This window comes from Microbulbifer maximicatervae (SeqCode), from assembly GCF_052467825.1.
On record NZ_CP174327.1, the window covers coordinates 5,033,260 to 5,053,181 of the forward strand.

At 42.6% G+C, this 19,922-nt stretch carries 15 protein-coding genes; 5 read left to right on the top strand and 10 right to left on the bottom strand.

Translation table 11 applies throughout. From position 1 onward, the window contains the following. Nucleotides 1-379 precede the first annotated feature (379 nt). The gene (locus ACJJII_RS22085; RefSeq protein ID WP_444917758.1) at nucleotides 380-3,367 is read right to left on the bottom strand and encodes a TonB-dependent receptor; all 2,988 of its coding nucleotides are present in this window, start codon (nucleotides 3,365-3,367) and stop codon (nucleotides 380-382) included. Between the two features lie 317 nt (nucleotides 3,368-3,684). After that, nucleotides 3,685-4,200, bottom strand: coding sequence for an RNA polymerase sigma factor (locus tag ACJJII_RS22090; protein ID WP_444907717.1), 516 nt, complete (start codon nucleotides 4,198-4,200; stop codon nucleotides 3,685-3,687). A 2,317-nt stretch (nucleotides 4,201-6,517) separates the two neighbouring features. On the opposite strand from ACJJII_RS22090, the gene ACJJII_RS22095 reads away from it, so the two are divergent. From ACJJII_RS22095 to ACJJII_RS22115, 5 genes are all read left to right on the top strand, one after another. Then, nucleotides 6,518-7,987 carry an alpha/beta hydrolase gene (locus ACJJII_RS22095; RefSeq protein WP_444917759.1) on the top strand — a complete coding sequence of 490 codons (1,470 nt, stop codon included), beginning with the start codon at nucleotides 6,518-6,520 and terminating at the stop codon, nucleotides 7,985-7,987. 123 nt (nucleotides 7,988-8,110) lie between these two features. Next, the gene (locus tag ACJJII_RS22100) at nucleotides 8,111-9,205 is read left to right on the top strand and encodes a PaaI family thioesterase (protein WP_413662716.1); all 1,095 of its coding nucleotides are present in this window, start codon (nucleotides 8,111-8,113) and stop codon (nucleotides 9,203-9,205) included. Between the two features lie 134 nt (nucleotides 9,206-9,339). Next, nucleotides 9,340-9,873, top strand: a complete 534-nt coding sequence (locus ACJJII_RS22105) for a DUF2058 domain-containing protein (RefSeq protein WP_444917760.1) — start codon at nucleotides 9,340-9,342, stop codon at nucleotides 9,871-9,873. Nucleotides 9,874-9,881: 8 nt separating this feature from the next. Continuing rightward, nucleotides 9,882-10,442 carry a DUF1415 domain-containing protein gene (locus ACJJII_RS22110; protein WP_413662718.1) on the top strand — a complete coding sequence of 187 codons (561 nt, stop codon included), beginning with the start codon at nucleotides 9,882-9,884 and terminating at the stop codon, nucleotides 10,440-10,442. Then, complete coding sequence (locus ACJJII_RS22115; RefSeq protein ID WP_444917761.1) at nucleotides 10,442-11,029, top strand: endonuclease dU; 588 nt, start codon at nucleotides 10,442-10,444, stop codon at nucleotides 11,027-11,029. The genes ACJJII_RS22110 and ACJJII_RS22115 overlap by 1 nt, the downstream gene beginning before the upstream one ends. Nucleotides 11,030-11,097: 68 nt before the next feature. Here ACJJII_RS22115 and ACJJII_RS22120 read toward each other — a convergent pair whose 3' ends face one another. The 8 genes from ACJJII_RS22120 to ACJJII_RS22155 form a co-directional block, all read right to left on the bottom strand. Continuing rightward, entirely contained in the window at nucleotides 11,098-11,967 is an 870-nt protein-coding gene (locus ACJJII_RS22120) for an alpha/beta hydrolase (protein ID WP_444917762.1), read from the bottom strand. 129 nt (nucleotides 11,968-12,096) lie between these two features. After that, nucleotides 12,097-13,476, bottom strand: coding sequence for a M23 family metallopeptidase (locus ACJJII_RS22125; RefSeq protein WP_444917763.1), 1,380 nt, complete (start codon nucleotides 13,474-13,476; stop codon nucleotides 12,097-12,099). Between the two features lie 9 nt (nucleotides 13,477-13,485). After that, entirely contained in the window at nucleotides 13,486-14,973 is a 1,488-nt protein-coding gene (locus ACJJII_RS22130) for a M56 family metallopeptidase (RefSeq protein WP_444917764.1), read from the bottom strand. Nucleotides 14,974-14,976: 3 nt separating this feature from the next. Continuing rightward, complete coding sequence (locus tag ACJJII_RS22135) at nucleotides 14,977-15,375, bottom strand: BlaI/MecI/CopY family transcriptional regulator (protein WP_444911190.1); 399 nt, start codon at nucleotides 15,373-15,375, stop codon at nucleotides 14,977-14,979. Nucleotides 15,376-15,590: 215 nt separating this feature from the next. Beyond that, nucleotides 15,591-15,989, bottom strand: a complete 399-nt coding sequence (locus ACJJII_RS22140; RefSeq protein ID WP_444911191.1) for an MAPEG family protein — start codon at nucleotides 15,987-15,989, stop codon at nucleotides 15,591-15,593. A 103-nt stretch (nucleotides 15,990-16,092) separates the two neighbouring features. Beyond that, entirely contained in the window at nucleotides 16,093-16,560 is a 468-nt protein-coding gene (locus ACJJII_RS22145; protein WP_444917765.1) for a hypothetical protein, read from the bottom strand. Nucleotides 16,561-16,727: 167 nt separating this feature from the next. After that, complete coding sequence (locus tag ACJJII_RS22150) at nucleotides 16,728-17,213, bottom strand: hotdog fold domain-containing protein (RefSeq protein ID WP_444911193.1); 486 nt, start codon at nucleotides 17,211-17,213, stop codon at nucleotides 16,728-16,730. A gap of 1,088 nt (nucleotides 17,214-18,301) precedes the next feature. Next, nucleotides 18,302-19,273, bottom strand: a complete 972-nt coding sequence (locus ACJJII_RS22155; RefSeq protein WP_444917766.1) for a GlxA family transcriptional regulator — start codon at nucleotides 19,271-19,273, stop codon at nucleotides 18,302-18,304. Between the last annotated feature and the right edge of the window lie 649 nt (nucleotides 19,274-19,922).

Here is a 19,922-nt window from a genome sequence, read left to right on the forward strand (position 1 = left end):
ACTACCTTCAACAGCACCAAAACTCCCAGCACAGGGTCAGACAGCTAGAGGGAAATTAATAGTGTAACTTCAACAAGCTCTCATTTCACCTATACAGCCTCTAAGTCTATCCCGCCTTAATTAATAGCCCTAGATGCTAACAACACTAGCATTACGGAAACAGTTAATTTATATACCTGCCAATAATAATCAATGACTATTTTTGTAACCCAAAACTCATATGTAGTACAAAAACTGGCAGCGCCCCTAAAGTCAAGACCGCTAGACTTCAGAAGTCATCTATAAAAATGCAAAAATAGGTTGGCAAGAAATCCTCTCACCAACCTAGATATTCATTCAATCAAATCTAAACAATGAATCACAGATTCCACCGGATTAATCAAAACCCTTTGCTAACACTTAAGCCAACAATACGAGGCTCTAATGTAAACACATTAGTAGTAAGACCTGAATCATCACTATTAGTGAACATATCAGTGATAGGCGCATCATCAAAAATATTCTTCACGTAGAGCTGCATATATAGATCAGAGTCAGGATTGCTGAGGCTAACTGAAGCATTGAGATTACTCCAAGCCTTCAAACGATCATACTCAGTATTATATACACGAGCATAACTTTCCGACTGGCGGTAGTAATCTGCTCGTAGAGTTAAATCCCAATTCTCAATAGGAATCGTATGTTCCACTCCGAAATTAACGGTGAAACGTGGTGCGTTGGGTAACTCATTTCCACTTAAATCAGCAGCAAAACCACGCCCCCCATTAGGTGCATCGGTTAGCGGGTTGTAGGGATCGACTCCATAATTGATATCATGGCGCAATGCATCCGAGACTTCGATTTCTGGAGAGAATGAACCATACTGGGCGGAACCTGCACAAAGCGACCAAATAGCGAAAATATTAGGCGCAGCCATAACCGTTTCAACTAAATCCACAGGTGCAATACAGTTAGACGGCACCTGGATGCTAGGACGAACCAGTACCCAATCTTCATTGCCCTGAGTACGATCCATCACGTCAACAGACTCCTCTCCATCTGCAATTCGGGTTTTTAGGTACCCTAAATTCATATCTATTCGTGTTGCATCTGTAAGCTGCCAAGCCAGCTCAAGCTCAAGCCCCATAGTTTCCGCATCAAAATTCTCATTGAGAGAAATTCTGTCAACAATTTGAGAGACTTGATAGTCAGTATAATCGTAGTAAAAGGCACTAGCATTAAGCGATAAGCTACCATCGAAAAGAATGTTCTTACTGCCAAACTCAATTGCGTTGACAAACTCCGGCTCAAAAGAATCTTCCAGAGGCTGAAACTGTACTATTGCTGGATCAACCTCGGCTCGGGGAGGGTTAGTACCACCCCCTTTGTAGCCGTGGGCAAAGGACATATAGAGCATAGTTTCATCCGTAAAAGGCAGATCCGTCCTCCAGTCCAAAACTGCGCGCCCGGTGTACTCCTTCCAGTTCTGCGTAACCGGATCACCTTCCGGATAGCCTCGATGGACAAGCCCCCCGGAGACTTCACCGGAGGAGACTTCCCCCGTTACCGGATCATAAAAAGTACCTAACAATAGCTGACTGGGTACCGGAGTAGAGCGCTTGCGATCATTTGTATAGCGAAGGCCGGTAGTTAGCTTTACATCATCATTAATTTGCCAATAAGTTTCACCAAATAATGCCCAAGAATTAACTTCCACCAAATTTCGGCTCAAGAAATAGTTATGTCCTTCCTCATCAATGTTTTCTATCGAGTTAGGGTCAACATAAATACAATCTGAACCAACATTTACTTCTGGATCAGTACAGTTTTGAAATACTAAGTTGAAATTTTCATCGCGGTCGGCATTATATAGATATTGCGCCACCATACTAAATATATTATTGAATACAAAATAGTCATCTTGGGTTTTAAAGTCTAAATAGTTTGTGCCCACTGAAAAATTCCAAGGACCATCGAAAGATGTCTGCAATCGGAATTCCTGGCTCCACTGTTTATTATCTGATCGACTAATATCAACCGCCAACAGTCCTTCAGAGGGCCCCAACTGTGGATCAGTAAAAACTCCCCCCGGTGTAGGTTCTAAATTACCCCCATCATTAAAGATGGGATCTGAAACATAACGATTATAATCTTGGGATGAATAGTAATCGTCCTTAGCATAAGTCGACTGAGAGTAAAATGTGAGAGAGTCTGTCAGGCCCCATTCGAAGTTCAGTTGCACTAAGTCATTCTCTGCGCGAAATACCGGATCATAACTGGTTTCAATTTTACGAAGATCACGCGACTGTGTTGAATTCGCATAAGGGTCAGTAAACCAGTCAATTACCTGACCATAGCTAGTGATAATTAATCCGGTAGCCAAGACGCTCGCAAAACCCTGGGCATTGGGTGCGCTGTAAGCGTCATCACTATAAATCGAGCTAGGCAGACAACCCTGACTAAAAAACACTGGCGTAAAGCCTGTTAGTTCAGTATCACCAATATGTGTTCGGCCTGGATCTTTTGTACAAAGTTGCTTGCCCGTGCGTGAGCGCCGATCATCTTCTTCAAAGTGCTGCCATATTAAATTGGCACTAAAGGATTCACTGGGCTCCCACTCAAAGATTGCACGAGTAGAATATAGATCGCGGTCATTAACATCGTTACCGGTATAAGTGTTGTAATCAAAACCATCACGCTTAGTCATGGCCCCGGAGAAACGCAACGCCATGGTCTCCCCCAATGGCATATTAAACATTCCGCTGGCGCGCTTGGTGTTATAACTGCCCACCTCCGCCTTGATCTCAGAGGCAAACTCATCTCCAGGCATAATTGGCAACATATTAACTACGCCAGCTGTCGCGTTGCGGCCATAAAGTGTACCTTGGGGGCCACGCAAGACTTCAACCCGTTGCACATCAAAGAATTCTTGCTCAAATAATCGATTGCGAATTAAAGGAGTATTGTTGAAGCTCACAGCAACCGCCGGGTCTGAAGCAGCAGAAACAGCTTTAGTGCCTATACCGCGAATAGAGAAGTTATAGGTGCTGAAGTTAGATTTAGAAAAATTGGCATTTGGGACAGCTCGTAGCAACTCTTCCCCCCGCTCAATTTTAAGGTCATCCATACTGTCACCACTGAGTGCAGATACTGCAATGGGCACATCTTGAATACTCTCTTCAATCTTCTGCGCAGTAACCGTGATCTCCTCAATCACCTGTCTTGGGTGTTTACCTTCTTCACTCTCCTGGGCACTGGAAATGGTAGGAACAACTGCAAATGCCAAAGAGGCAACAATGGAGCTGTACCAGGGAGTAATTTGGCATGAATGTCCAGATTGATAAATCGCTTGTGCAATCAATGTTTTCTTTTTGACAGGTTTCATCATCACACTACGTCTCTCTTTATTGTCGGTATTATTGGGTTATTGACCTGATACAAACCTATTTCAGGCTCAACAACATTTAAGACGCGAGAGCTAAAAGAAAGGGGGGATAAAAAATAAACTTGATTTTTGGGGGACTAAAGCAGAATTATTAACTAAATATTTAGAAAGCTGCAACAGTTAGAGCTAAAAAGCCAAACCTCTGGCGTAGCGCTAGCAGAATCACTCACCAAAAAATTTCTAGTTGAGCTTGTTGTCCCGTTAGACATCTACTCGAAAAAGGTCACAACCTACAGCACAATATGACCTATTTTGCGCCATCAAGGAGCTTCCTCTGCCACCTGCCTAACCTTGGTCAAAGCACGCTGTATTAACTCTTTAACCGAATCCTTAGAGATTCCCATTTGCTCCGCAATTGCTTGATAAGTCATTCCCTCAAAGCGATGATAGCGAAAAGCTGTACCAGCTCTTGGCGGCAATCCTAAAATAGCTTCCAGAACTCGGGTATAAGCCTGTATTCCCATCACCGTCCGTTCCGGACTAATCATGTAAGGGATATCGACTTTGTGATCAATAGAGTCATGTAACCCTCCACACCTAGACTTTTGACGCCTACCATGACTAATCAAAAGATTTCTTGCCATGGCATAAATGTAAATTCTTGGATTTTCGATTTGCCCTCCATACTTTTTGATACGAATATATAACTGAATAAAAACCTCCTGAACTAGATCATCAACATCAGATAGATTAACTCGGGAAGAAAAGTAACGTTTCAAATCCAATCCATACTCACCAACCCACTGCGTCACATCATCCTGATAAAAGTTTTCCATTTTTCTAGTAAACCATCTCGTGTGACCGACCGGTTTCCCTGAGCTTCTGGAAAATTTTGCAATACTTAGTACAACTTACAGAGGCTCTCTAGAGAGAATGAACAAAACAAACCATCGATCAATTATTTTTTGGTCAAATTATTTTTGTAGTACAAAACTAGCCTTCTTTTCAAAATCGAGTATCAACTAGCTAAATCGATATAAGTCTTTAGTTTTACTAAAGTTAACTTCCCCTAAAAACACAGAGAGTAGACAAAAAACATACGATAAACGACCACCTCCAGCGGCTGGAAAAAAGTAACGCCTAAATTACAAGCATGGAGAGGTATTACTATGAACTTCAGCGCCTAAAGGCTAATCAAATCGTAGACTATTAACCTTCAAAAGGAGGGAAAATAAAAGAGGGAAAAATGGAACAAGTACTTGGATAATTGTAGATATGAAAAAGTTACATTACGAAATATAAAAATAGAATTACTTACTTCTTCCGTTTTTGTAGTAGTAAAGTAGATTTTTACACTTCCACAGAAACATTGAGAGCTTCATACTCTTTATCTTATTACAAAAAAAATTGCTATCTTTTGAATAAAACTTATGCGAACAGTTTTCAAGATGAATCATTTCTATATGCTAGAGTACTTTCCTGACTTTTTGTTCACGCCGGCATAGTCGCAACTGGGAAAGAAAATGACACTTTCGTTTATAGAGCCTGTCAAGCCACTATACAAAAAGTACAAGCGTTTTATCCGTGCTAAAGCCCTGATAGGGTCCTAAGCAACCTTGTTTTGCACCCTCAGCCTTTGTTCAGTCCCTCCACTTTCAGTGAACGCAGACATCTCACCGTTCCAAATTCCTCGAAGCAGCAGCCTGGAGTTAAAGATCCTATCAGTACTAGGTCCTATTCACTTTACGTTAAGTTACCTAAGAGTTACGAAAGTACCCTCGACTAACGATATCCTTTAGTGCTTATGACAGATGCAGACTCAGCCTTTCAGGCCACTTCAGGTACAACTCAAGTGCCGATGGATTTTGGCAAACTGCAGGAAGTCATTTTAGTTGGACTATCTTACTCAAAAGGGTCAAAAATCATGCCAGCCGTATTCGGGACTTTACCCCCATCAGCGATAAAAACTGGAAATATTTAACTGGCAAGGCCTATGAGCATGCCACTTTTATTCATGACGTCATTTTGCCCCTCCTAGCAAGATCACATCGCCTATCTGACATTGGACACACCTTCATAGAGCACTCTCTAGGCGGGCTATTTGGCACATATATGTTGCTTACCAGGCTAAGCGGCTTTGATAACTATATCCTCAGCAGGATATCAGTGCGGCACGATCGTGCAAGAATCCTTAATGTGAAAGCTACTCCCAGCTTTAATCACCGAAAGGTGTTTATTGGAGTTGGTGCCATAGAATCTCCAGAAAAAAGCCAAACTCGCAACGACATGGTAAGGGGAGCGAGACAGCCCTAAAGAAAATTAATCATTGAAGAAGGCTAGAGGTAAGCTCCCGACTGCTCATTATTCCAGAAGCAAATCATGGCACTTCATTCCCAACTACTGCCATTTAGGACTTGGCTTGCTATACATAACGAGAATGTAAGAGCAATAAAAATATGAGCTACTAGATGACAGTTTTATCAATACAAAGGTCTTTTATATCAACGATATACAACCACTAAAATTTATAAAAATCTCATAGGCGTGATGAACAAACCAAAGATAAAAAGGCTATCTTTATTGTTATAGCTGGCATTTTTTCATTGACACTATAACCTCACTTTACCAAAGCTATTATCTAGGGATGATGAATTTCAAATCGCCATACGATTCGCTCTCAGACCCCCTACTTCAGGTAAAATATCTACATCAGAGGCGCCCCATGAATCTGAGCATAATGATTTTATATAACAACCCATAATACCTGAACACTTGCCACCCCAGGCGTAGAACCATTTTTTAGTTATTTTAGAGCAAGAGCTTAATTGCTATATAGTGAATTTAAGGAAAGCTAGCTTTCATAGAGTAGCAATGTTGCCTATCAATAATTATAACCTTGCACGGGCCCCATAAACCCATTAGTACTGGGGTTTAAACATCCACCTACTATTTTTCGGACTTCTGTCTGACAGCCTAATTAAACCGAAATCCCTAGTGAGAGGTTAATAGCTTATATTACCGATATTCACGGGGTATCTATATCGAGAAAAGTCCCATGAGTTCTCGAATAAACTTTTTATCCACTTGAAAATAAGAGCCCAATCTAAAACAATAACATTCGCCTAAGTTCGACAATAAGGAAGTATCGAAACAATGAAAAATAATACCAAAAAAGCACATCTTCTCGCTCCGCTAATAATAATGCTATCACTGAGCCCTGTCAGCGGATCAGCAAAGTCCATTAACAATGAAAAACCGCACACCTTTACTACATGGAGCAAACAAACTGCAGAGGGCTATCAAGGCTTTATTGAGGTACCAGAAGATCGCACTAAGAAAGATAGCCGTAATATCACCCTCCAATATGTAAGGTTTCCTGCAACTGGAAAGAAAGTGGGCCCACCAATAATCTACCTGGCAGGCGGCCCTGGTGGCTCAGGAATTACGGCCGTTAACTATCGCTTTGATATGTTTATGGCGTTGCGACAATTTGGTGATGTTATCGCATTAGATCAACGTGGTAGCGGCCGTTCCAATGACCTTCCCAATTGTGAATCCAAGCAAATTGTACCTTCCCTTGAACCAATCACCGATACCCAGTATATCAACTACCACCGCAAAGCCCTAAAAGAGTGCTTACACTTTTGGGAGCTTACTGGTGTAAACCTAAATGCCTATAATACTCGCGAAAATGCCCGAGATCTTGATGCCATACGGAGCCATTTGGGTGCAGAGAAAATAGTATTGTGGGGAACATCTTATGGAAGCCATCTCTCTTTGGCAGCGGTAAAGGAGATCGAAGGTTCTATTGATAAGCTAATTTTATCCAGTGCAGAGGGTTTGGACCAAACCATCAAGCTGCCCGCCCGAACAGATTACTATCTAAACCGTCTACAACAGGCAATCAATCAGCAACCCGCAGCAAAAAAAGCCTATCCAGATATTAAAGCACTTATAAGCCGAGTCCATAAAAAACTTGAGTCACAACCATTGAAAATTAAAATCCCTCAACGGGATGGCAGGGAAGTCGAATCCCTCCTACAGCGTAGGGATATGCAACAACTAGCCTCGGCATTCATTGCGGACCCTAAAAGTGTCAGCCATCTACTCAGGTTTTATCGCGATTTGGACCAAGGAGCTACATTTAGTTTCGACAAGGTGCCCAGACGTTACTTCCCCGATGAATTTCTGCAACCAGGCATACCCATATCCCTGCGCCCGATGCCTACGGCGATGGATATAGCCTCTGGAATTGATATGAAGCGTAAAGCACAGGTTGTAGAGCAGGCACAAAAATCTCTACTGAAAGACTACCTAAATTTCTCTCTGCACTACGATAATTTAGCGCCAGAGTTGGATCTTGGGGATAAATTTCGGGAAAAGCCAGTCAGCAATATTCCGGTATTACTATTTAGCGGGACCTTGGACGGAAGAACTTACCTGGAAGGTCAATATGAAGCCATTTCAGGGTTCAAAAACGCCACTAAAATAACAGTCGAAAATGCAGGGCATAATTTATTAATGGCTTCCCCTGAAGTCCAGGATGCGATAAACCTATTTATGGAAGGGCAGCCTATCCCGAATACCCATATCGTAGCCAAACTACCCAACTTAGCTCCATAACCAGTATCCGCCGATCGATAGCTGCGCTGTTAGGGTAAAAGACTCTTCCGCAGCTTTCTCCCTTTTTCGCATCCAACAAACCCTCACATTACCCTTGTCCTAGAAGCAACTGGAGGCTGGGGGATGACCAATATCACCGACGAAGTCCATCGTGGTGCCATCTGTGACCTCAGGGCGTTGCAGCAACCTGGTCTCGACACCTTTAAACGTTACATTCGCGGCAGCTTACCCGGGCCCCCTTTTTGGCGACTAACGGGTATGACTCCCACCGAGGCCGGCCTTGGTAAGGCCACCTATTCTATGCCTATTACGCCGTGGCTAGCTGATGGGACCGGGATCTATTGGGGGGGGATCTATGCCATGTTTGCAGACGCCCCCTTGGCCTCCGCAATATGGACAACCTTACCCGCTGGTAAAGTCTTGAGCACATCAGAATTAAATATGTGCTTTATTCGACCCATCACTAGCAGTACACAAAATATTGTTGGTAGAGCTACGACCGTTCATTCAGGCAACCAGGTGGGGCTCTCAAGTATTCAGATTAACGATCAGGAGGGGAGAACCCTCGCTTTCGGTAGCACTCGCTGTCTTATTGCCGACTTTCCAGTCAACCCAGATCAGGAGCTTCCAATTCCCGACCTAGGACCAACAGATACACCTGACCCTTATCTTCGCCCTCCTCCAAAAACGTTCTTTTGCGACATGGCACACTTACCGGAGCAAGTCCCTATCGAATTGCAGAGAACCACGATTAGTGAGGGGCGAACTCACCCTATCTGGATGCTCACAGGTTACCGCGCAATAGAGGTTGAAAATGGTCGCTGTATCTCGACTATGCCCTCCTCTCCCTGGTTCTCCAATGGGACCCTTTCTATATATGGTGGACTTTTGGCATGGGCCGCAGATTTCACCATGGGAGGCGCGGTCTACTCCACACTGCCTGCAGGATCTATATTCGCTACTCTGGACATGCATATCCGCTTTGCTCGCCCAGCCAAGCTCAACAGTGGCGACTTGATTCTGGAGGCGCAGGTACTCCACCGCGGCCGGCAGCTGAGGGTATCCTCTTGCAACATTGATACTCCCAGTGGCAAGCGGGTGGCTATTGCTACTGGCTCAGCCCTGGTAATTCCAGGGGGCGCTCAAATGCTGAGTGACGGCAAGGAACCCGATGAAATCATCGCAACTGCTACCTCCGGTAAGCCTTGGACACCATAAAAATCTTTAGCGGTAGTTGGACCATCTTCAGGTAAAATACCCTCACAAACTATCAACCCATATGGTTGGTGAAAATTTGATCAGGCATACCTGTAAAGGCTGCCGAAACTTTAGACTTTCACGGGGAAGAGACTATGGCCTCATTGCAAGACCAACTACTCCAAGCAGGACTTGTCGATAAAAAGAAAGCCAAACAAATCAGCAAAGATAAACGGAAGCAACAGAAAGTTGCGAAGAAGTCTTCACAACCCCAGATTGATGAAACAAAGCTAGCAGCACAAAAGGCTCAAGCAGAGAAAGCCGCTCGTGATCGCGCCCTCAATGCTGAGCGCGATGCGGCTGCACAGCAGAAAGCTATTGCCGCGCAAATCAAGCAATTGGTGGAAAAAAATCGCCAACCTTATTCTGGTGAAATTACTTATAACTTCACTTTCGACAAAAAAATCAAAACCATCTATGTCAGCGAAGAATTAAGGGATCACTTGATTGCGGGGCGCCTGATGATTGTTGCCCAGGGAGAACAATTTGAGTTGGTTCCACGGGTTATTGCCGAGAAAATTGCGGAGCGCAATAGCGATATCGTAATCAGGCCTGCTGAAAGTTCAGCAGTGGTAGATGAAGATGATCCCTATGCAGACTTTCAGATCCCCGATGATCTTATGTGGTAAGCAGTCAAATGGAAAAAGCTGTTACTCAGGCGGTAGAACAATGGCTTACTGATGTGGTTGTCGGTCTCAACCTCTGCCCTTTCGCACGCAAACCTCTGCGTGCAGGGCAAATTCGACTCAAGGTGAGTCCTGCCACAGGAGACGAGGCGCTACTCAGTGATCTATTGTCGGAATTACGTCGGCTCGATACCACTTCGGAATCTGAATTGCTTACCACCTTATTGATTATCCCTAATCACCTAGGGAAATTCAGCGACTACAACCAGTTCCTGGATTTAGCAGAGTGGTTACTGGAACGCAACGACTATGTAGGCACCTATCAATTAGCCAGCTTCCACCCAGATTATCAATTTGCTGGCACTGCAGCCGCCGATGCAGAAAACCTAACTAATCGCGCACCCTATCCTATCTTACACCTGCTGAGAGAAGAAAACCTGGAAAAAATGATTGATCTATATCCAGATCCAGAGAGTATTCCAGAAAATAATATCCGTCGTATGGAATCATTAAGCCATGAGGAAAAACTAAAGTTATTTCCCTACTTATTTCTTCAGGGCAACAAGAAATAATGAAGCCTCTGGCAGAATTATTACGATTAAGGAAGCAGATCCGAGTTATCGGTTTTGATGACGCCCCTTTTGAAAAACGAAGGGGCGCGCCGGTAAAAGTAAGCGGTATTGTCTGCACCAAAACTCGCTTTGAGGGAATGCTTTGGGGGCAGGTAAGCAAAGATGGGATGGAAGCTACAGAAACACTTGCCACACTGCTGAAAGAAAGTAAATTCTACAGCCAGGTAAATGCCGTATTGACCGATGGAGTAGCAGTAGGTGGTTTCAATATTATTGATCTACCCAAGCTGGCCGATATCTTACAGCGCCCTTGTATCGCGTTAATGCGAAAACCACCAGACATTCAAGCCATTGATAAAGCGCTGCAAAATTTTCCTGACTATCTACTGCGTAAAGAAACCCTGATGAAAGCTGGGAGTATCCATAACTACAATAACTTCCATTTTCAAGTGCAGGGATGTAAACCGGAGATTGCCGCCCAGGTGTTAGAGCAAACCACTGACACTGGGTATGTCCCTGAAGCTCTACGTTTAGCCCATATGATTGGCGCGGCAGTAATGACCGGACAAAGTGGCAAACGCGCATAATTCCAATAGCATAACAGATCTACCATTTGTCACGGGCAGCTATAGCTCTTCTTTTACCGCGAGAATTATTATATTGCCCACAAATCCTGATATACCCACCTTAAACCTTTTGCCAACCCCACCGGGAAAGTGGAATAGTGGTCCGTACCGCTCACCACCTCTCCACTAAGCTTTAATCCACGATAATTACGCGACTGTAATTTAGCAAGAAATCTCTTATGCCCATCTACCATATCATTACGCATGTGGCTCTTTTGTATTGTCTCCAAAGCGCCAGTGGCAATATAGACGTTTACAGGCAGTGTGTTGTTATGGCTTGCATATTTATTCTCCAAATCAAAGATCATTTCACCCTTAAACCAAAGAGAAGGACTTGTCAGGATATAAGTGGAAAACAACTGTGGATTGGTAAGTAATACCCAAGCACCAAAAGATCCACCCAGTGAATGACCTGAAAGAATCCTACGTGTGGGATCCCCCCTAAAGCTCCCCTCAATAAAGGGCATTACTTCTTTTTCAATAAACTGTAAGTACTTACTGGCTCCACCAGTTGTATAACGCTTCCACCCACTATCGACTACGGGCGTGAGATCTCGAACTCGACTATACTGCCCGTTTTCTCCGTGAGCGAATGAAATAGCAACTACGATGGCTTTATCCATATCCTTAAAGTGTGTAACACCCGAGGCAACCTTAAATGTATGAGGCCCATCATTAAGGTAAATTATCGGGTAGGTCTTATTTTTATTGTCATCGTTCGAGTAACCTGATGGTAACTTCACGTACAAGTCGTATTTGCGTTTGAGAATATCAGAGTCAACTGTGTATATTTTAGATCCACTTAACTCAAAAGATTCAGAAACCTTGGTAATGAGGGGCTTTGCAATTAGTGAATTAGACAGCACCAGAATGGCTATCAGCAGAATAGCTCTAATCATATTTAACCTAGTTTAATTTTATACTCAATATTGCTTTAAGAAAAAATTTGCCACCAACAAAATGTAAGTCAGTTAAACCCCGAATATAATAAGGTGAGAGAGAAATAAAAAAGATAAAGAAAAGCTTAATTATGAATCAAACTGATTTGGTTGAGCGTACTTTATCAATTCATCTTGAATCTTTTGAACCTGTTGAGAAAATTGATTTAAAGAATCTCCTACCAGCCCCTTACTAATAGGGAGGTCAAGCCTTAATGGATCAACAGCCGTACCATTTTTATGAATCTCATAGTGCAAGTGACGCCCCTGCACACGACCTGTAGCGCCAAGGTAACCGATTACCTGCCCTTGTTTTACTCTTCCCCCTTTACTAATTCCTTTCGCGTACCCCTTAAGGTGCGCATAAATAGTCTTTATCCCGGAGCCATGGCGAATACGAATATAGTTGCCGAAACTACCAAAATAAGAAGCTCGCTCAATAATACCATCACCTGCAGCCAATATCGGCGTGCCCAAAGGGGCTCCAAAGTCCAAACCTTTATGTACTCGGGTATACCCTAGGACTGGGTGCTTGCGGCGCCCAAAATAAGATGACAACCTTGCATTCTCTAACGGAGTACGCATTAGAAACCCTCTAGAGCCTTGGCCATCAGGGTAAAAATAATCCACCCCCTGAGGTCCCTCAGTAGAAAACCGATATAAACTTATCTTTTCTCCACTAAGAATAAGCTCAGCAAATAAAATTCTATTTAGTTTTTCCTTTCCAGTTTGGCTATTGAACAAGGTATCATAGAAAACAGAGAATTGATCACCTGCTCGAATCTGCCGTTGAAAATCTACGGAATAACTAAATATTTCATTTAGTTTTGTGAGCACAGAATTAGATAGGCCAGACTCTTTTCCACTTTGGTATAAACTGCCCGAAATTTCACCTTTAACGTAGTATTTCCTGGCATCGACAGGAGATTCAAATTGATTAGTTCTATAATTGTCTCCATGTCTAACCAACTCCAAACTCTCTGCAAAGCCAACAACCAAGGTAAGCTTATTAAGCTTTCCAGTGGTATCTATTGTTAAGTTAAATTCCTTACCAACTGGTAGGATACTGACATTGACATGTTCCGACAAAGCCTGAATTATTTTATACGCTTCTGCACGATCGACTCCACTATCCACCAGTAGTGATAAAACCCCTTGGTTTTTAGCTAGTTGAACTTTTTTTGTGCGCTCTAGATATTCTTCCTCAACTCTATATGGAGGGGCCACCTCCCTACGCTGCATCCCTTCATCTTGATGCACCAGGGATAGATCATTGAGTAGGGGCAATGTAAAAGATAAATCATATTGTACCGATTTAACATTGGAATGGTTTTCCAACAACGGCCCTGCTATCGCCAGTGATTGAACCGACAAAAGAACCAGCAAAAAAGCCATCCTCCAGATATCGATCAGAAAGAAAATAGTTAATCGCCTCACAGATAACCCTACTTTTCTTAAGTAATAAATCACACTCCCCCCTTACTTCGCAAGCAAAGTGTCTGGGTTGATTCGCTTGCCTTCTTTGATAAGTTCAAAGTGAAGATGTGGCCCTGTTACACGCCCTGATATACCCACAGTTCCTATCGCCTGGCCGGCACGTACTGACTGCCCTGCCTCAACCTCCCGCTCATTTAAATGGGAGTACAGAGTTTTCGTATTATTACCATGATCAATAATTATGATTTTCCCATAATTTTTATGCTTATAATCATCAGTAGAGACTATTACAACACCTCTTTCAGCTGAAACCACCGGAGTACCAATCGGTGCCGCAAAGTCAGTACCTTCATGGGGTTTTTTGCGAATTTTACTGAAATCACCAAAAGGGCTACTAATACGGGCACTCTCAACCGGGACTGTCAATTTGGTAACCTCCACTGAAGCCATTGTTAATCCCGGTTTTAACAGTAGCCCTCCGAGTATTAAAATGGTCGAAAAACTGCAGAACAACATAGCGCGTAAATAGACACCTAATTCGCCATTATTAGCCCCCGCCCTTGAGGCTTCCATAATATTCAAAAGTCTGCGTCGGAAAAAAGGAGCCTGACTCGTACCACCAGAGAAAGAGAAAGCTACAACCCAGTCACTTGTTCTTTGTGAAGAGTTCCGTCGAAGAGTGTCAATCATTGCTTGTGCATAAACACGGTGCAATTCTCGCTTACATGACTTTAGAACTTCGCGATCGCACCCCAACTCTATCGCCCAACTGAATCGAGACTTCATCCACCCTAAGAAGGGATTGAACCATAGGATGCAAGTAAATATATGCACAATCAGAATCAACAAGGGGTCAAGCCTTTTCAAGTGCATAATTTCATGCTCAATGATTAGATGACGCTCCGTTTCATTCATTGATAAAATATAGGAGGGAAGCACTAATTTGCGACTGAATAGCTGTATCACAAATGGTGTAATCGTTGAGTGTGTTATAAATACCTGAGTTTTACTTCTGATTAGAAAATCACTTTGAGATGAAGTAAAAAACTGGTCAAATTTAACAACAGAAAGCTTATTATTTGCTATTAAACTCAATTTCTTGCCATAGAAAAACTGACTCACTACCGTTTTAGATAAGGTAAAAAACACCCCGCACAGATATATAAGCAACCAAAGAAAAGCCAGTAATTCAACAGAACTCAAAGAGGTAGATACATACTCATGCAGAACTATGTTAATTGGTGGTATAGAGGTAGCCTCATAAGCTGGCGGTAATTCAAAATCCAGATCTGGAGCAATACCCAACGTTAACTGGTCGCTCAATTGCGCAAGAAAAAATGGGGAACCGGCAGCGACCATTGCACACAACCAGAAACTTCGCCAATGGTATATCGCATTAAAACTGTCTTTATTTCTAGCTGTTGCCAGCCAAATAACAATAAAAACCAACCCCGCCCACAATATTGAGAAGAAAGAAGTAGCTAGAAAATCCAGTGCAAATGGTAGAACTGTAGAGACTATCTCGGCCATAGTCTATTCACCATCCTTGCTGACCGGCTCAGAGTCAGGCCAGGAATCGAGTACTGCCTGAAGCTCCTCGATATCTTTATCACTCATTAACTTACTGCCGGCAAACATCGACACAGGAAGGGGGCCATCAAGCTCTAATACTCTTTCAGCGAAATCTTTTGCATATGACGCCAAAGTTTCCACCTTCTCAATCGCAGGCCTATAAACATGGATTCCATGGATCTCAGATTGAGCCACAAACGACTTATCCCGCATCCGATCTAGTGTCTTTCGAGTAGAGGAGTATGACCAACCCAATTCAGGTCCCACCCGATCATGTAACTCTCTGGCACTCAGCGGTTCTCGCCTCCAAAGGGCTTTCAACAGCGCAAGTTCTGATGGGGACGGTTTTACCTTTTTCATTTTATCTTCCCGTGTGACAGTCAGGGCTAGTGTGCGACAAGTGTCGCATTCGGTCAACCACCCTGCAGGGAAACTTGTTAGGTTGTTTTTTATACAGCAAGGATCGTAAACAGTTCTTGCCGGCTGGCAAAAAGTTAAAAGCTATCGATAGACCAATCGATTTTGATCAGTTTAAGCACCAACCAATATAAGGTTTGAAAGCGCTTGCAACCAACTCAAAGCCTCAGGGCTTGCTGCACCAGCGCCAAGCAAAGCCCCAATCCAAAGATATAAGTGCCTACGGCACCCAAGAAGCGCATTGGGTTAGGCTTTGCCATAGTGGAGGGAAATAAGATGCCTGCAACAAAAAGAAATCGACAAGCGGTCAGCAGAATAACAAACCACCAAACCCAGGTAGAAGACTGCCCTAAGCTCACTAAGTAAATAAGTACCATCAAAAGGGGAGCATATTCTGCTGTATTTGCATGGGCCCTTACCCATTTGTGCAGGGTATTATCGGGGTCGAAAGAATGCCCAACTAAAACCTCATACTTACCGCGCCCAACAGTAACCAAGGCGCCGAGCAGAAAGGATAATGCCGCTAAGAGCCCAATACACAAATAGTAAACATTCATAGAAATCTCCATTTCCTATGTTATTTGTACAGGGAGGGCATTTTAAGCCTCGCCTCCCCGCCCTAGTTGTTCACACTATATAAGCATCGTTTTCAGATACATTTTAAAGAATCAGAGCAGTAGCTCTGGAGCCTGTCGCGAACAATGCAACCAGAGAAAACTGTGAAAAACCTTGATCAGTAGATAGATACTCTTTACACCAAAACCTAAGTTCATCCGACCATTTAACCAAAGCTTCCTGCCTCTTCGGCTCAGCATCATATTGGGAAGCCAGTCCAGCAAAGTGACAGTGCACAACTACTTTAGAGTCATTGCTTCGGCTATCATCAACTACAGATACCGTCATAGAAGCAGATACAGACTCCCAACTAATCAGGAAGTACAGAGAAGTATCACTTACATTTTCATCAAGCTTGGAAATTGCGAGCTGTAATACCTCGGAAAGGTCCTGATAAATATCATCATTCGCCAAGGCAGTACTTTCCGATCGGTGTAACTCATGCTCCGTAGCAGTTTTATTTTCACCACCAAAGAGGCATGTCGACTTTTCTATCTGCCAAGCCAATCTCATAAACCCTCCAAATACATCAAGACTGAACAAAGAAATATTCTACGAGATTTATGAGTAGAGCACACTTCATCCCCTCCCAGCTTGCATACTCTTCTCCATATTCAAGCTCAAAGTAAGGCAATTCCCCTTGAAAATACTCCAAGAGTTGACCTCAAATGACAACTCTACTACTTCGCGTCGGGGCGCTCTGATACACGCATGGTAATATCGGCATGAAATACTTCCTCTCCATTAGTATCAATAACGCTCACAGGCATAACAACATCGCCAGCCTCAATGGTTTTAAACCCTGGATACTCACAAACGGCTCGTAGATTAGTCTTCGCCATTTTTAAGTACTTGACTTCCATCCCTACTGGTATCCAGCGAAAGCGTCGATCCAAAGACACATCCAAACAAACACCGCCAGCTAATTCAGCGGCGTTACACATAGCGATAGCATGTACAGTACCGATATGATTTGTCACGCTCCAACGCTTATTCAGTAAAACCTCCACTTTACCCGGTGATAATTCCAGGAAACGCGGCTTGATTGAACGAAAATACGGTGCCTTAAGTGCCACTAATTTAGACACCAGCCAGCGGCCCAATGCCGAGCCGCCAAATCGCCCCCAAAGATTAAGTACCGGGCTTTTAGAAGATTGATAGTCCATCTTACCTCTCCATCCTATACATCGAACCGCCACTCTATATGGGCGGTCTTAACCTATTTAGGCCACTATATATCAACCTCCGGTAGTCCAGGATAATAAGATCTATCAGTTTTATTGACATAGGCTATTCCAAGTGCAGAAATGCCCAAGAGGAGGTTTGGTTCATAAGCGAGTGCAACTAATAAGGCTAGAGCTAATAATTTGTATTCCTTAAAAGCATATTCATTAATAGGTAAAGTAAGTATATCTGCAAGCTGAGAGGCATACTAAATGGCAATCGCTACTGCACACCTTGAAAGATTGTTTTTGATGTCCAAAAAATTCTCTCAGACAATCTTTTATAGAAAAGCTTAGACTGAGTAGCTAATTATATGTCAATTAATACTGAAGATTAGATATCGGAAATTGTCAGGCCAGAAATCTTAGATTAAATTCTAACTATACTTCTCGCTGCAGCACCTGCTTTTCCCATTTCTAAGACATCTAACTTTCAATATATCCACCATAATTAAGGGTACATTATAAATTTTTCAGAAATTTAATATTGCGAAGGGTATGATCGCGACTCCCACAACGCACCAACAATATTAGATTCCCAGAATATCTACACCACTAAAGGGCTTCCGTTCATGGGTCTAATTTTATTTAGCCGCAAATCTATCACTATTTTTTCGCCACACCTATATATATCGGGATATGATTTTATGCTATATCACTTACCAATTGCTACCGGCCTGGTCCTAATAGAGACCGAGAAGCTCGCAGTCTACCGGTGAAAATTGGAGCTTCTAGTTAACACAACAAATTAATTCCTATTCATGGGAGCGACTCAATCAACCCTAGCAAGATTATATAATGGAGAGAATCAAGCTGTGTGAATTATCGAGTAAGAATAAAAAGCCAGCTAAAAGATTTTTTCCCAGATGTAAATCTAGTGGAGGCATCTACAAAAGGAAAGACAAGCAAGAATTAGGTAAGAAGAACAAAAATCTCTAACAGAAAATGTTATTTATATTTGCATCCAAGGATAAAAATATCTTTTCTGAAAATGAGACAGCCCTACCGAATAGACTGTCCCATAAATTATTTCACGACAACTTTCGACGGTATTCCCTCGGCAACATACCCTTATTTCGGCGAAATGCCCTTCTAAGCTGCTCTTGAGACTTAAAACCACAGATAGTAGCTATACGCTCCTGAGTTAACGCTTGAGTTGCTAAAAGCTGGCAAACCTTTTCAATGCGAATTTTCTCAACGAATCGACCTGGAGTTACTCCCATATCCCGAGTAAAGCAGCGAGCAAAGTTTCTCGGGCTCATAGATGTCTTTTCCGCGAGACTATTAACGCATAAAGTTTTATCCAAATTACTATGAATCCATTGCACCAGCTCTAAAAAACGATCACTCTTTAACTGGCTCATAAGATAAGTGCTACTCTGTTTATGGTCTCCATCTCTCTTGAGATATAAGACCATTAATTGAGCAACAGCTAAAGCAATACCCCGACCAAAATCATCCTCTACCATTGCCAAAGCCATATCAACCCCCGCACTAACACCTGCAGAAGTATATATATGATCATCTTTGACAAATACAGATTCTGAATCGACATCCACTTCTGGGAATCTCTTCAGCTGATCAATATATCTCCAATGGGTAGTGGCACGCCGACCATTTAGCAAACCTACTTTTGCGAGAATCAGAGCTCCATTGCCAATAGAGCCTATACGCTTAACTAAACTAGACTGAAGAGAAAGCCATCTACTCAAACATTCACTGATATTCAAATCATCAGCAGCATTAAGATTACCGCTCACAAGGAGAGTATGAATTCCTCTTGAATCAGTAAAACATCTATCTGAGCATATCCTTAAACCTGATGAGATTTCCTTGGTATCTCCATCTTCGGCTAAGAATTCAACCTCATACTGATCATCACAACTAAAGCCCCTATCCTTTAGCTGCTGATTTGCCAGCGAAAACACTTCTGCGGGCCCCATTACATCTAATGAGTGTGCCCCAGGGTAAAATACGATAGATACTTTCTTTTTACAGTTCATTTTAAATTACAGAATAAGCGTAAAACTATATACCAAACTCAAAAATCACTGTGCGGATTACTAACTTATTAAAAGAAACTTCAGGAATACTATCTTGGGTAGCCCAACCACCTCAGAGGAAGGTGAAAAAACGCCATAGCGGAAGCTGAATAAAACCTAAATAAAATCCAGATTAACTGGAAACACTACTAATAAGTTAATTCTTCACTTGATCTGAGTAATATACCAGGTGGCTACTACCCAATAGTGAGAATTGATCACACGATGATTCTTACCCCAATTAGAGACTACAGGCAAACACACTATCCATCAGCCATACTCTCATCATCCATATACATAAAAATGCTATTTAATAAGGCACCTTCAGAACCAATATCACAAACTGTTAATCCTGTATAATTAAGCAATCCTGACCCTAAGGTACCAGCTTTTTCTATTCTGTAAAGTAATAACGATATTTTTTTTCGGAATATATAGTCGTATATGAAACAGCCCTGCATCCTGCCAAATAAACTTTGATTGCGGCCAATAATTACAACAAAGAAACACTACCCAGCCACATCAACAGAAGAGCCGCTTCAAAGACCTAACGCCATTAAAGGAAAAAGATAATCATTCCTAATAAAAGGAGCTGTAAATATCTAAACTC